This is a genomic window from Burkholderia sp. SR8 (assembly GCF_052851275.1).
Window position 1 is genome coordinate 277,734 of the sequence record NZ_JAULUC010000002.1, and the last position, 13,139, is coordinate 290,872.

15 protein-coding genes are annotated in these 13,139 nt (G+C 68.6%); 5 read left to right on the forward strand and 10 right to left on the reverse strand.

Annotated features, from left to right (window positions below):
* Positions 1 to 38: 38 nt before the first annotated feature.
* The 6 genes from Q3A80_RS03520 to Q3A80_RS03545 all read right to left on the reverse strand — a co-directional run bounded on the left by Q3A80_RS03520 (position 39) and on the right by Q3A80_RS03545 (position 4,894).
* On the reverse strand, positions 39 to 1,376 hold the full coding sequence (locus Q3A80_RS03520; protein WP_446327682.1) for a heterodisulfide reductase-related iron-sulfur binding cluster: 1,338 nt from the start codon (positions 1,374 to 1,376) through the stop codon (positions 39 to 41).
* 120 nt (positions 1,377 to 1,496) lie between these two features.
* The gene (locus tag Q3A80_RS03525; protein WP_059466550.1) at positions 1,497 to 1,919 is read right to left on the reverse strand and encodes a rubrerythrin family protein; all 423 of its coding nucleotides are present in this window, start codon (positions 1,917 to 1,919) and stop codon (positions 1,497 to 1,499) included.
* Positions 1,920 to 2,285: 366 nt separating this feature from the next.
* Entirely contained in the window at positions 2,286 to 3,554 is a 1,269-nt protein-coding gene (locus Q3A80_RS03530; RefSeq protein ID WP_446327683.1) for an RNA polymerase sigma factor, read from the reverse strand.
* A complete protein-coding gene (locus Q3A80_RS03535; RefSeq protein WP_446327684.1) occupies positions 3,551 to 3,967 on the reverse strand; it encodes a VOC family protein in 417 nt (138 codons plus the stop codon). Before Q3A80_RS03535 ends, Q3A80_RS03530 begins: the two co-directional genes overlap by 4 nt.
* A 26-nt stretch (positions 3,968 to 3,993) precedes the next feature.
* Positions 3,994 to 4,416 carry a YciI family protein gene (locus Q3A80_RS03540; protein WP_446327685.1) on the reverse strand — a complete coding sequence of 141 codons (423 nt, stop codon included), beginning with the start codon at positions 4,414 to 4,416 and terminating at the stop codon, positions 3,994 to 3,996.
* Positions 4,417 to 4,540: 124 nt separating this feature from the next.
* The gene (locus Q3A80_RS03545; protein ID WP_446327686.1) at positions 4,541 to 4,894 is read right to left on the reverse strand and encodes a YciI family protein; all 354 of its coding nucleotides are present in this window, start codon (positions 4,892 to 4,894) and stop codon (positions 4,541 to 4,543) included.
* A gap of 206 nt (positions 4,895 to 5,100) precedes the next feature.
* On the opposite strand from Q3A80_RS03545, the gene Q3A80_RS03550 reads away from it, so the two are divergent.
* From Q3A80_RS03550 to Q3A80_RS03565, 4 genes are all read left to right on the forward strand, one after another.
* On the forward strand, positions 5,101 to 6,903 hold the full coding sequence (locus tag Q3A80_RS03550) for an ExeM/NucH family extracellular endonuclease (protein WP_446327687.1): 1,803 nt from the start codon (positions 5,101 to 5,103) through the stop codon (positions 6,901 to 6,903).
* A gap of 335 nt (positions 6,904 to 7,238) precedes the next feature.
* A complete protein-coding gene (locus tag Q3A80_RS03555; RefSeq protein ID WP_446327808.1) occupies positions 7,239 to 7,625 on the forward strand; it encodes a DUF883 family protein in 387 nt (128 codons plus the stop codon).
* Between the two features lie 48 nt (positions 7,626 to 7,673).
* Positions 7,674 to 8,258, forward strand: a complete 585-nt coding sequence (locus Q3A80_RS03560; protein WP_446327688.1) for a BPSL1445 family SYLF domain-containing lipoprotein — start codon at positions 7,674 to 7,676, stop codon at positions 8,256 to 8,258.
* Between the two features lie 225 nt (positions 8,259 to 8,483).
* Entirely contained in the window at positions 8,484 to 9,536 is a 1,053-nt protein-coding gene (locus Q3A80_RS03565; RefSeq protein WP_446327689.1) for an AI-2E family transporter, read from the forward strand.
* Between the two features lie 48 nt (positions 9,537 to 9,584).
* Here the strand turns inward: Q3A80_RS03565 and Q3A80_RS03570 are convergent, their stop codons facing one another.
* Positions 9,585 to 9,935 carry a thioesterase gene (locus Q3A80_RS03570; protein ID WP_446327690.1) on the reverse strand — a complete coding sequence of 117 codons (351 nt, stop codon included), beginning with the start codon at positions 9,933 to 9,935 and terminating at the stop codon, positions 9,585 to 9,587.
* Between Q3A80_RS03570 and Q3A80_RS03575 the strand changes: the two genes are divergently transcribed.
* Positions 9,925 to 10,209 (forward strand): hypothetical protein, encoded by a 285-nt coding sequence (locus tag Q3A80_RS03575; protein WP_446327691.1) that lies wholly within the window; start codon positions 9,925 to 9,927, stop codon positions 10,207 to 10,209. The two genes, Q3A80_RS03570 and Q3A80_RS03575, sit on opposite strands and share 11 nt — an antisense overlap.
* A 45-nt stretch (positions 10,210 to 10,254) precedes the next feature.
* On the opposite strand, the gene Q3A80_RS03580 is transcribed toward Q3A80_RS03575, so the two are convergent.
* The 3 genes from Q3A80_RS03580 to Q3A80_RS03590 all read right to left on the reverse strand — a co-directional run bounded on the left by Q3A80_RS03580 (position 10,255) and on the right by Q3A80_RS03590 (position 13,131).
* On the reverse strand, positions 10,255 to 11,271 hold the full coding sequence (locus Q3A80_RS03580) for an NADP-dependent oxidoreductase (RefSeq protein WP_446327692.1): 1,017 nt from the start codon (positions 11,269 to 11,271) through the stop codon (positions 10,255 to 10,257).
* 34 nt (positions 11,272 to 11,305) lie between these two features.
* Positions 11,306 to 12,094, reverse strand: a complete 789-nt coding sequence (locus Q3A80_RS03585; protein ID WP_446327693.1) for an SDR family oxidoreductase — start codon at positions 12,092 to 12,094, stop codon at positions 11,306 to 11,308.
* A gap of 449 nt (positions 12,095 to 12,543) precedes the next feature.
* Complete coding sequence (locus Q3A80_RS03590; protein ID WP_446327694.1) at positions 12,544 to 13,131, reverse strand: phosphatase PAP2 family protein; 588 nt, start codon at positions 13,129 to 13,131, stop codon at positions 12,544 to 12,546.
* Between the last annotated feature and the right edge of the window lie 8 nt (positions 13,132 to 13,139).

Sequence of the window (13,139 nt, forward strand, 5' to 3'; positions counted from 1 at the left end):
GGCGTCGATGGGTTTGCACGGAAGCCGGTTCGAAGGGCTTAGATACCGTACGCGCGGCGCAACAGCGTCAACGGATGCGCGAGCGGCGCGGCCGGCAGACCCTTCTCATCGATGCCCTGCGCGATGTGATGGCCGGCGAGCGCGCAGTCCGACGACACGAAATCCGGCTGCGGCTCGGCCATCGCGTTGAACACCGGCGTGCCGATGCGCATCGCGTCCGCATGGAACGCCTTCTTCACGCCGAACGTGCCCGCGTGCCCGGAACAGCGCTCGACGACGTTCACGCGCGTATCCGGCACGAGCGACAGCGTGTCGGCCGTCTTGCGGCCGATGTTCTGCACGCGCGCGTGGCACGGCACGTGATACGACACGGTGCCGAGACCCTGCTTGAAGTCCGTCTTCAGCAAACCGTCGCGATGCCGCGCGATCACGTATTCGAACGGATCCCAGAACGCATCGGCCACCGCGTGCACGGCTTCGTCGTCGGGGAACATCAGCGGCAGTTCGCTCTTGTACATCAGCACGCAGCTCGGGATCGCGCCGATCAGTGCGTAGCCTTCGCGCGCGTAGCGCTCCAGCACCGGGATGTTCACGGCCTTCTTCGCGGCGACGCCCGCGAGGTTGCCCTGCTCGAGCAGCGGCATCCCGCAGCAGGCTTCGCGGGTGACGAGCTCGTACGGAATCTCGTTGTGCGCGAGGATCGCGAGCAGGTCGTGACCGATGCCCGGCTCGTTGAAGTTCACGTAGCAGGTCGCGTAGATCGCGACCTTGCCGGGCGTGCGTTCGCCGTCGCGTACCGGCGGGCCGTCCGAGCGCTTCGCGGCGCGGCGGAACTTGCGCGGCGCGAACTCCGGCAGCCATGCGTTGCGATCGACGCCGAGCGCCGCTTCGAGCGCGTGGCGCGCGGGCGGCGTGCGATTCACCGCGTTCACCGTCTGCGTGACGATCGGAATGCCGGCGAAATGGCCGAGCGCGTCGGTGTTCGACAGCACCTTGTCGCGCAACGGCGCTTCGCCGCGCCGGTAGCGCGCGGCCTTCGCGCGCAGCATCAGGTGCGGGAAGTCGACGTTCCATGCGTGCGGCGGCACGTACGGGCATTTCGTCATGTAGCAGAGGTCGCACAGATAGCACTGGTCGACGACCTTGCCGAACGCGTCCTTCGACACTTCCTCGATGTCGCCCATCGGCGTGTCGTCGACGAGATCGAACAGCGCGGGAAACGCGCCGCACAGCGACACGCAGCGCCGGCATCCGGCGCAGATGTCGAATACGCGGGTCATTTCCGCATCGATCGCGGCCTGGTCGTAGAACGATTCGGACTGCCAGTCGAGCGGATGCCGGGTCGGGGCTTCGAGGCTGCCTTCCTTGTGGGGCATGGGGGCGCTCCAGCTTGGCGCGCATGTGCGCGGACGCGCCGCCCGCGCAGCGGGCAGCGACCGACGCACGGCCGCCGCGGGACCTTCCGCGCCGGCCGTGCGGCCTTGCGGCGGCTCGCGTCAGTCGACGAGCGCGTCCAGCGCCTTCGTATAGCGGTTCGCGTGGCTGCGTTCGGCCTTCGCCAGCGTTTCGAACCAGTTCGCGATTTCGTCGAAGCCTTCGTCGCGCGCGGTCTTGGCCATGCCCGGATACATGTCGGTGTATTCGTGCGTCTCGCCGGCGATCGCCGATTCGAGATTCAGCCGCGACGAGCCGAACGGCAGCCCCGTCGCCGGATCGCCGACGGCTTCGAGGTATTCGAGGTGGCCGTGCGCATGGCCGGTTTCGCCTTCGGCGGTCGAGCGGAACAGCGCGGCCACGTCGTTCTGGCCTTCGACGTCGGCCTTCGAAGCGAAATACAGATAGCGCCGGTTCGCTTGCGATTCGCCCGCGAATGCGGCCTTCAGATTCTCTTCGGTCTTGCTGCCCTTGAGTTGAGCCATTTGCGCCTCCGTTCGAGTCGGCGCGGCCGCGTGCGAAGCCGGGCCGATGATGGATGTGGGGAACGATACGTGCGCAGAGCGCGCACGTATCGTGCTCTTTAATCTAGGCGCTGGCGTTCGCATCCCCCAATAGGCTTTTTCAATCCGCGCGATAGTGGAAGGTGGGGAATCGGGGACGGAGTTGCGGCTTGCGGCTTGCGGCTTGCGGCTTGCGGCTTGCGGCTTGCGGCTTGCGGCTTGCCGCTTGGGGCTTGCGGCTTGTGGCTTGTGGCTTGTGGCTTGTGGCTTGTGGCTTGGGGCTTGGGGCTTGGGGCTTGCGACGGGCGGCGCAGCGGAAATTCGATCCGTCGCGTCGGAAATCATGCGTCACGCATCCGTCGCACGCTTCAGCAGCAATTCCCTTTCGCGCTCGTTGCGGGTCAATTCGGCCGCGCGGCGGAATTCCGCCTTCGCTTCGTCCGCGCGGCCGAGCTTCGCCAGCAGGTCGCCGCGCACGCTCGGCAACCAGTGATAGCGCGCGAGCGCCGGATCGTCGCGCAGCGCGTCGACGATTTCCAGTGCCGCGGCAGGCCCGAACGCCATGCCCACCGCGACCGCGCGGTTCAGCTCGACGACCGGCGACGGCGCGACTTCGGCCAGCGCGTCGTACAGCGCGACGATCTGCGCCCAGTCCGTTTCCGACGCGTGCCGCGCCCGCGCGTGGCACGCGGCCAGCGCCGCCTGCAGCGCATAGGGGCCGCGCACGCCGCCGAGCTTCGCCGCCCGGTCGAGCGCCGCGAGGCCGCGCCGGATCAGCAGCGGATCCCAGCGGCTGCGGTCCTGGTCGAGCAGCAGCACGGGCCGCCCTTGCGCATCGGTACGCGCGTGCATGCGCGACGCCTGCAGTTCCATCAGCGCGACGAGCCCGAGCACCTCGCTTTCGTCCGGCATCAGCCCGGCCAGCACGCGGCCGAGCCGCAGCGCCTCGTCGCACAGCGCCGGGCGGGTCCAGTCATCGCCGGAAGTCGCCGCATGGCCTTCGTTGAAGACCAGGTAGATCACTTCGAGCACCGACGCGAGCCGCGCGGGCCGAGCGGCGGCGGCCGGCACCTCGAACGGCACGCGCGCCGCCGCGAGCGTGCGCTTCGCGCGCACGATGCGCTGCGCGATCGTCGGCTCCGGCGACAGGAACGCGCGCGCGATCTCGCCCGTGGTCAACCCGCCGAGCAGCCGCAGCGTCAGCGCGACGCGCGCGTCGGTCGACAGCACCGGATGGCACGACGTGAAGATCAGCCGCAGCAGGTCGTCGCCGATATCGTCGTCGCGCGCATCGGCGAGCGCGTCCGCGATGTCGGGGACCACGTGCGCTTCGAGCGCGTCCATTTCATGACCGAGCTGGTCGCGCTTCGCCGCGTGCAGCGACTCCTGCCGGACCCGGTCGAGCGCGCGCCGTTTCACGGCCGTCATCAGCCACGCGGCCGGGTTGTCGGGCACGCCGTCGACGGGCCAGTGCTCGAGCGCCGCAACCAGCGTGTCCTGCGCAAGCTCTTCGGCCACGCCGACGTCGCGCACCACGCGCGCGGCGCGGGCGATGATCTTCGGCGCCTCGATTCGCCAGACGGCCTCGATCGCACGATGGGTCGCCTCGCGCGTCACGACGCCGGCCCCTGGCCGGCCGCGTCCCGCTCCGCGTAGACCAGCCCCCATTCGTGGCCGTCCGGGTCGGCAAAGTCGTGGGTGTACATGCCTGGATAGGCCTGTGGCTGACGCGGCACGGCGCCGCCCGCCGCCCGCGCCTTCGCGACGACCGCGTCGACCTCGGCACGGCTGTCGCACGACAGGCACGGCAGTGCCTGCACGTGCGTCGCCGGTTCGACCAGCGTCTTGCCGGTGAAGGTCTGGAAAAACGGCCGCACGAGCAGCATCACGAAGATCGCGTCGCTGACGCGGATGCAGGCGCCCTGCCCCGTCGTGTAGGCCGGCACGACGCCGAAGCCGAGCGCGACGTAGAACGCCGTCGCACGCGGCAGATCGGCCACCGGCAGGTTGATGAACACCGTCCTGTGCATGAAGATCGCTCCTGGTCGCGACGGGTTCAGACGGCGTGGCCGCGCCCGACGTTGAGGTCGCGGAATCGCTCGACCGCGTCGCTCGGCGTCAGATCGTCGAGTTCGAACAGCGGCCGTACCTCGATCTCGCAGTCCATCTCGGCGCCGAACGGTGCGGGAAACCGGCGCGTCCATTCGAGCGCTTCGTCGCGCGAACGCACCTGGATCAGCGTATAGCCGGCAATCAGCTCCTTGGTTTCCGCGAACGGGCCGTCGACCACCGTGCCCTTGCCGCCGGTGTACCGCACGCGCCAGCCGCGCGCGCTCGGCCGCAGGCCGTTCGCGTCGAGCAGCACGCCGGCCTTGGCCAGTTCCTCGTGATAGGCCGTCATTGCCTCGACCAGCCGGTTGTCCGGCAATGCGTCGGACTCGCTGACGGCGTTCGCCCGGATCATGATCATGAATCGCATCGTTCACTCCTTGTCGTCGGTGGAAGGGGCGTCCGTTCATCGGCGCCTTGTACAGACGACGGGCAGCAGACCGCCGGATCGACGTGCGAAACGACGAATCCGGGTTAACACCGAGAAGCGGCCGTCACAGGAAGCACGGGCCGACCGCACGCACTTCGACCGTGCACCATTGCGCGGCCGGGCACTGGCGCGCGATCTCGATCGCTTCCTCCCGCGTGCCGACGTCGACGATGAAGAAGCCGCCGACCATTTCCTTCGCCTCGGCGAACGGACCGTCGACGAGGCGCGTCTCGCCGTCGCGCACCTGCACGCGCGTCGCGCGTTCGGAACGCTCCAGCGACTCGACGCCGCGCAGCACGCCGCGCGCGTTCAGCGTTTCGGCGAAATCGACCATCCGCGCGTACAGCGCCTGCCCGTCTTCGAGCGTGCGCTCGGCGCGCTGGCCGGTCGGTTCGACAATCAACAGCATGTAGGACATGGAGATCTCCTGTTGGGCCGTGCGTACAAGCGTTCGAAGCGCAGGCCGGAATGACGCGTCAGATGCGAAGCGTAACAGCCCCGGCGGGCTGTGCCGTCATCGTTGGCCGTTCGGCACTGGCCTGATGGCCAATTCGACCGCAGCACGTGATTTTGCCGTCAAGATGCTTTCCCGAACTTTCGAATTTTCTTCCTGGGGAACGCTCCATGTCACGCCTGCTGCCGCCGTTCGCGCTCGCCGCCTCGCTCGCCCTTTGCGCCGCGCCCGCCATCGCCGCGCTGCCGGTCAGCGCCGACTGCGGCGGCGCCGCCATGGCGATCGCCGACATCCGGCATCCCGGCGGCCGCTCGCCGCTGGCCGGCCGCACCACGTCGATCGAAGCAGTCGTCACCGCGGCATTCGGCGGCGCCGGCGGCTTCAGCGGGTTCTTCGTCCAGCAGGCGGACGCGCAGCGGCGGCACCGGCCCGGCGTCCCGGAAGGGATGTTCGTCTACGCGCCGAACGCGCGCGTCCGTCCGGGCGAGCTCGTGCACATCACCGGCCGGATCGAGCACAAATACGGCCGCACGCAGCTGGCGCTGTCGGGCCACGCGGCCGTCTGCGCACGCGGGCAGACCGTCACGCCGGCATCGCTGCTGCTGCCGGTCGACGACGAGGCCGTGTTCGCCGCGCATGAAGGCATGCGCGTGCGGTTTCCGCAAACGCTGACGGTCAGCGACACCCATGAGCTCGGCCGCTACGGCAGCATCGTGCTCAGCCACGGCCGCCTGTACGTGCCCACTCACGTGGTCCCGCCGGCCAAGGCCGCCGCGCAGGCGTCGGTCAATGCGCGCAACCGGATCGTGCTCGACGACGGCTCGAGCCGCGTGGATCCCGCGACCGCCCGCTATCCGCCGCCCGCGCTGAGTGCGGCCAACACGCTGCGCGCGGGCTACACGGTTCGCGGCGTCGACGGCGTGCTCGAGAAGCGTTACGGCACCTGGCGGCTGCAGCCCGTACCGGCGTCGGCGCCGGTATTCGACGCCGCCCCGAATCCGCGGACCGATGCGCCGCCACGGCATCCGCAAGCCGACGTGCGCGTCGTGTCGTTCAACGTGTTCAACTACTTCAACGGCGACGGCGCGGGCGGCGGCTTCGACGACCGGGCCAACCGCGGTGCGAAGACGCCCGCCGCGTTCGCGCGACAGGAAGCGAAAATCGTCGCCGCGCTGCAAGCGCTGCGCGCGGACGTGATCGGTTTGATGGAGATCGCGAACAACGGCTACGGCCACGCAAGCGCCGTGCAGCAGCTCGCGGCCCGGCTCGGCGCCGGCTGGCGCGCGGTCGACCCCGGCATCGCGCGGCTCGGTGGCGACGCGATCGCGGTCGCGCTGCTGTACGACAGCCGGACGATCGAACCGGTCGGCCGCGCGTCGACCGTCGCGCTCGACGGCCGGAACCGGCCGCCGCTCGCGCAGACGTTTCGACGTCTTGACGGCACCCGCGCATTCACGGTCGCGGTCAATCACCTGAAGTCGAAGAACTGCCCGCGCGCCGCCGGCCCCGATCTCGACCAGTCGGACGGCCAGGGCTGCTGGAACGCGACGCGCACGCGCGCGGCCGAACGCATCGCCGCGTGGCTCGCGACGTCGCCGACCGGTGCCGCGGCCGATGGGGTGCTGCTGATCGGCGACCTGAACAGCTACGCGCACGAAGATCCGCTGCGCGCGCTCGCGTCGCGCGGCTACACGAATCTCGTCGCGCGCTTCGCCGGCCACGCCGGCTACAGCTATGTGTTCCGCGGCGAAGCGGGCAACCTCGATCACGCGCTCGCGACGTCGCCGCTTGCCGCCCGCGTGAAAGCCGTGCAGACATGGCACATCAATGCCGACGAGCCCGTTGCACTGCAATCCGTGCCCGATTACAAAACGCCGGCGCATCAGGCGGCCTATTACGCATCGGGTCCATACCGTTCGTCGGACCACGATCCCGTCGTCATCGACGTTGCGCTGGACGAAGGCGCGCGCTGAACCGCTGCGGGCACGGAGCGTGCTCGACGACTACATGGCGATTAGTGCAATTGCATCAACAGAACGCGTGCAACGGCACTATTTACCTGATTCATCGGGCGACGCCATATTTACCGGACTTTCGCTTCGTGCAACGAGCCCGCTACGCCGCCTCGGCCGATCGCGAAATTTTTTCAACCGCCGCCCCGCCCCATGGAGCGGGGCTTCCCGGGAAGCTTGCCGGCGAATTGAAAATTTATCTCGAAACTCAATTGGCTGATGTGAATCACACTAGTCGCTGGGATTCGTCTTATCTTCAAATTGGCCTGCAAATCAAACGAAGGAGGATAAACACCATGGCGCTCACCGACTCGATCGAACACAAGCTGGACCGCGGCCTGTCCGACATCCGTCGCACGGGCCGGCGCGTGGGACGTACGACGCGCGCGGCTGCCCGCGACCTGCATGCGGACGTGTCCGACGATCTGCGCGGGCTGGTCGATGAACTGGAAGACCTGCTGAAGAACGATGGCGACGGCGATATCGCCGCGCTGCGCAAGCGCGTGCAGTCGCGGCTCGACGAGGCACGCAGCACGCTCGACTACGCGTCGGGCACCGCAGCCGCGCGGCTGCGCGACTCGGCCGAACGCGTATCGCAGGTCGTGCACGACAACCCGTGGCAGACCGCGGGCGTCGTCGCGGGTCTCGCATTCGTCGCGGGCCTGCTCCTTTCCCGCCGTTGAGCGGGGTCATCCCGTCCGTCCTCAACCCGACAACGAAGGAGAAACGCCATGCAGAAGTCCCTCGCACTGAAAGCCGCCGCAGCCGTGATGCTCGGCAGTCTCGCCCTCGCCGGTTGCACCACCACGCGAGACAGACCCGACAACGCAGCGACCAGCGCATCGAAACGCGAGTCGATCGACTCGAGCGTGAACGCGACGCTGTCGCGCCTCTATTCGACGGTGCCCGGTTCGCGTGACCTGGTATCGAAGGCGCGCGGCGTGCTGGTGTTCCCGAACGTGCTGCAGGCCGGCTTCATCGTCGGCGCGCAGTCCGGCAACGGCGCACTGCGCGTCGGCGGCAGCACCGTCGGGTACTACAACACGTCGTCGCTGTCGGTCGGCCTGCAGGCCGGCGCGCAGTCGAAGGCGGTCGTGTTCCTGTTCATGACGCAGGATGCGCTCGACCAGTTCCGCAAGTCCGACGGCTGGTCGGCCGGCGCCGACGCGTCGGTCGCGGTCGTGAAGGTCGGCGCGAACGGTGCCGTCGACACCAACACGGCCACCGCGCCGGTCGAAGTGCTGGTACTCACCAACGCAGGCCTGATGGGCGACCTGTCGGTGAGCGGCACCAAGGTCACCAAGCTCCACATCTGACGATCCGGCGCGGCCGCGCCTGCCTCCCGGCAACGCCGCGGCTCCGGCCGCGGCGTTTTCGCATGCGCCGCGCGCAGCGGCTATGATGGCGGCACCTTTGCGGGCATACTGCCGTTCGGGCCGCCGTGCGGCGCGCTTCGCCGCGAATCCATGACGTTCGCGAGCCGATCGCGCCCGTGGCAACGAGATTCCATCAAACCAGACAACAATCTGCGCGAACCTTCCATGGACAGCGGACACGATCACCAAAAATTCTTCTATTTCCTGTTGTTCGCGGTCACCGTCGGACTGTGCTGGATCCTCGCGCCGTTCTCCGGCGCCGTCTTCTGGGGCACCATTCTGGCGATCCTGTTCCAGCCGGTGCAGCGCTGGCTCGCCGCACGCTTCGGCAAGCGGCGCAACGTAGCCGCGCTCGTGACGATGTCGCTGATCATCCTGATCGTGATCCTGCCGCTCGTGTTCGTCGCGGCGACGCTCGTGCAGGAAATCGCATACGTGTACCAGGAGCTCAAGGACGCCCCGCCGAATTATTCGCAGTACGTCCATGACATCATTCACGGGCTGCCGACCTCGATCCAGCACCTGCTGCAGAAGTACGGGCTGACCAACATCCCCGGCATCCAGAAGAAGCTGACCGACGGCGCCGCGCAGATCAGCCAGTTCGCGGCCGCGCAGGCGCTCAGCATCGGGCAGAACACGTTCCAGTTCGTCGTCAGCTTCGGCGTGATGCTGTACATGGTGTTCTTCCTGCTGCGCGACGGCGGCGAGATCGGCCGCCGCGTGCGCCGTGCGATCCCGCTCGACGAAGAGCACAAGAACCTGCTGCTCGCAAAGTTCACGACGGTTGTGCGCGCAACCGTCAAGGGCAACATCGCGGTCGCGCTCGTGCAAGGCATACTCGGCGGGCTGATCTTCTGGATCCTCGGGATCGAGGGCGTCGTGCTGTGGGGCGCGCTGATGGCGTTCCTGTCGCTGCTGCCGGCGATCGGCGCGAGCCTCGTGTGGGTGCCCGCCGCGCTCTACTTCCTGGCAACCGGCGCGATCTGGAAATGCGTGATCCTCGTCGCGTTCTGCGTCGGCGTGATCGGCCTCGTCGACAACCTGCTGCGCCCGATCCTCGTCGGCAAGGACACGAAGATGCCCGACTGGGTCGTGCTGATCTCGACGCTCGGCGGAATGGCGCTGTTCGGCATCAACGGCTTCGTGATCGGCCCGCTCGTCGCCGCGCTGTTCATGGCGAGCTGGGACATCTACGCGCGCGCCGAACAGGGCGAGTGACGCGGCACGCGGCCGCGCTGCCGCCGGTTCACGAACGGGCACGGCCCGTTACGGGTGACGAATCCTGATCACGACGGGCGCTGCGGCGCCCGTCTCGCTTTCCGGCGCCGGCCCGGCCACCGTCATCACGCCGCCATACGGACCGACACGATGCGCGCGGTCCAGTGCCAGCCGCACGTGCGGGCCATCGTGCGCATCGCGCCACGTCGCGCGGATCGCCGCGGCGGCATCGCGCGACAGCGGCCGGCCGTCCAGCCCCACGAGCGCGACCAGCGCGCCCGGCAGGCGCCGGCCGTGCGCATCGAACCGGAGCGTCGCCGCCGGGCTTTCGACTGCGCCGCTCGACGGCGCGTCGAACGTCACGTCGTACAGATCGACGAGCGCGCCGGTGAATCGCACGATGCCATCCGCATTCGCGCGCTCGGCCGCACCGGCGGCCGACATCGCGAACGCCGCGCCCATTCCGATCGCGACCGCCCGCAAGCTGCGGTCGACGCGCCGCATCGTCCGGTCGCGCACCGCCGCCGATGCTGCCTGCCCTGCCTTCGTTCGCATGTGGAGCCTCCCTTTCGCCGCGCAAAAAAAACGGCGGCATGACGCGCAGGTCACGCCGCCGCTTGCCGGCAATTACTTTAAGGAGCGCGCCCTCAACAATATATGGGACAAGTCCTAAATCGATGCCCGCCTATTCGAACTCAAGATGCGGAAGCGCGGCCCGTCACGCGTTCGGATCGACGCGCAGCACGAGCTTGCCGCGATGGTCGCCGTCGAACAGGCGATTGAGCACGTCCGGTGCGTTCTCGAGCCCGTCGGCGACCGTTTCCTCGGCCTTGAGCCGGCCGTCGCGCAGCCAGCCGGCGAGCGTCTGCACCGCTTCGCGGCTCTTGCGATAATCGAGGATCAGGAAGCCGCGCATCGTGATGCGTTTCGAGATCAGCACGCCGACGTCGTCCGCCGCGCGGCCGCTGTTGTAGTTCGAGATCACGCCGCACAGCGCGACGCGCCCGCCGATCACCATCCGCGACAGCACCGCGCGCATCACCTCGCCGCCGACGTTCTCGAAGTTCACGTGCACGCCGTCCGGTGTCGCCGCCTTCAGCTGCTGACGGAAATCGTCGGCCTTGTAGTCGACCGCCGCGTCGAAGCCGAGCGTCTCGGTCAGGTAGCGGCATTTGTCCGCGCCGCCCGCGATGCCCACCACGCGCGCGCCGTGGATCTTGCCGATCTGGCCGGCGATCGAGCCGACCGATCCGGCCGCTGCCGACACGACGAGCGTCTCGCCAGGCTGCACGGGTGCGATGTCGGTCAGCCCGTAGTACGCGGTCAGGCCGCTCATCCCGCATGCGCCGAGCAGCGTCGGCAGCGGCAGGCCCGACTGCGCGGGCAGCTTCACGAGCTGAGCGGCCTGGTCGGCCGGCACCACCGCATAGTCCTGCCAGCCGACGAGCCCCTGCACGAGTTCGCCTTCGGCGAAACCCGCGTGGCGCGACGCGACCACGCGCCCGATACCGAGCGCGCGCATCACCTCGCCGATCGCGACGGGCGGCAGGTATTGCGGCACGTCGCTCATCCACACGCGGTTGGTCGGATCCATCGACAGATACAGCACGCGCACGAGCACTTCGCCATCGGCGAGCGCCGGCACCGGCGTTTCGACCAACGAAAAGTGTTCGCGGCCGACGCGCCCTTCGGGACGCGTCTTCAGCAGCAGCTGGCGGTTCACGGGTGTCGCCACGAGGTTCTCCTCCGGTTGTTGTGTTCGATGCGCGTCAGACCGCGCACATGCCGCCGTCGATCACGAGTTCGGCGGCCGTCACGAAGCGGCTCTCGTCGGACGCCAGATAGACGGCCGCATGCGCGACGTCGTCCGGATCGCCGAGCCGGCGCAGCGGAATGCCGCGCGCGAGCTTGCGCGTCGCATCGCGTTCGCCGAGCGACTGGAACAGCGGCTCGACGATCCCCGTGCGGATGAACGCCGGGTGGATCGAGTTGCAGCGCACGTCGATCTCGCGGCGCGCGCAGTCGATCGCGACCGACTTCGTCAGCGACGCGACTGCCGCCTTCGATGCGTTGTACGCGGTGAAATCCGGCTCGACCTTGAACGCGGCCACCGACGAGATGTTGATGATCGATGCCGGATGGCTCTCGGCCAGATACGACAGCGCATGCTTGCAGCCGAGCACGATGCTCTCGACGTTGATCGCCATCACGCGCCGCCATTCGTCCAGCTCGATCTGCGCGGGCGAGCCGATCGACCCGACACCCGCGTTGTTGACGAGCACCGACAGCCCGCCCATTGCATCGACCGCTTGCGCGAGCAGCGCCTGCCAGCGCGCTTCGTCGCGCACGTCCTGCGCGGCCGCGAACGCAACCGGCACCGCGTGCCCCGCATTGAGTTCGTCCGCGAACGCGTCGAGCACCGCCGCATCGGCGATATCGGTCAGGAACACGCGCGCGCCCTGCTCGACCATCCGGCGCGCGATCGCGCGGCCGAGGCCGCCGGCGGCGCCCGTGATGTACGCGCACTTGCCTGCGAGGCGCGGGGAAACGACTGTCATGGAAGCTGCTCCTATCGTGAATCGTCGTGGCGGGCGGGTGCCGCGACGGCCGTTGCCGTGTGCGCACCGACGGCCGCCGATTGCTCGAGTATAGCGAGCCGGCCTTGCCGCATCGGGCAAACCGCATCGCCCGCCGCTGCCAGCGCCGAACGAACGAACGAACGCCAGCGTACGCGAATGCCGCCTATCGATGAAATGAATATTCGTAATGCCCGGTCATAGGCACGACTGATGACTGTCGGCCCCGGATACCGGACCGGGGGACGCGGTAATGGAAGCACCGGGACGGCGCAGCGCGCCCGCTCAACCAGGATACCGGTTCGGCGAAGGCGGGATGCCGGCTGGTGCCGACGCCGGGAAGCGGACGAAATGAGCCAGGCGCGAGACTCTGGGCGACGATTGCATCCGGCGCTTGCGCGCCGACGTCCGGAAGTCTCCGGGCAAGCGCGTCAGAATCCGTCGCCGGACGCGCGCACGAACGCGCAGAACTGTGGGGAATGCGTGTCGATCATCTGCTGGAACGGCGCGCGATGTCCGTATGCGATGCCGGACACGAGCAGCAGGCAGACCGCGGCGATGCGCGGCGAGAACGAGCGCCGCGGCACCCGGTCGTACGCGTGCAGGAACGCCAGTGCGACCAGCGCGCCGAGCAGCCAGCCGACGACGACTTCGGGCGTCGTGTGCGAATGGTCGAACACGCGCGCGACGGCCGTCACCGCGCCGATCGCGAGGCCGGCGGCCATGCCCGGCACCTTGCCGGGGCGAAACGCCTGCCACAGCATCGACAGCGCGACCGTCCACACGGACGTCGACAGCATCGTGTGGCCGCTGATCACGCGGAAATCGAACTGCGGGAGCTCGACCCCGCAGCCCGCATAGAGAATCTTGGTGGCGCCGACGATGCTCATCCCGGCCGCGAGCAGCACGATCCAGCGCACCGCCAGCCGCCAGTTGGACAGCGCGAGCCAGACCGCGCAGGTCAGCGCGACCGGCAGGGTCAGCGCGGCGTCACCGATGTTGCTGATTTCACTCCACATAACGGACT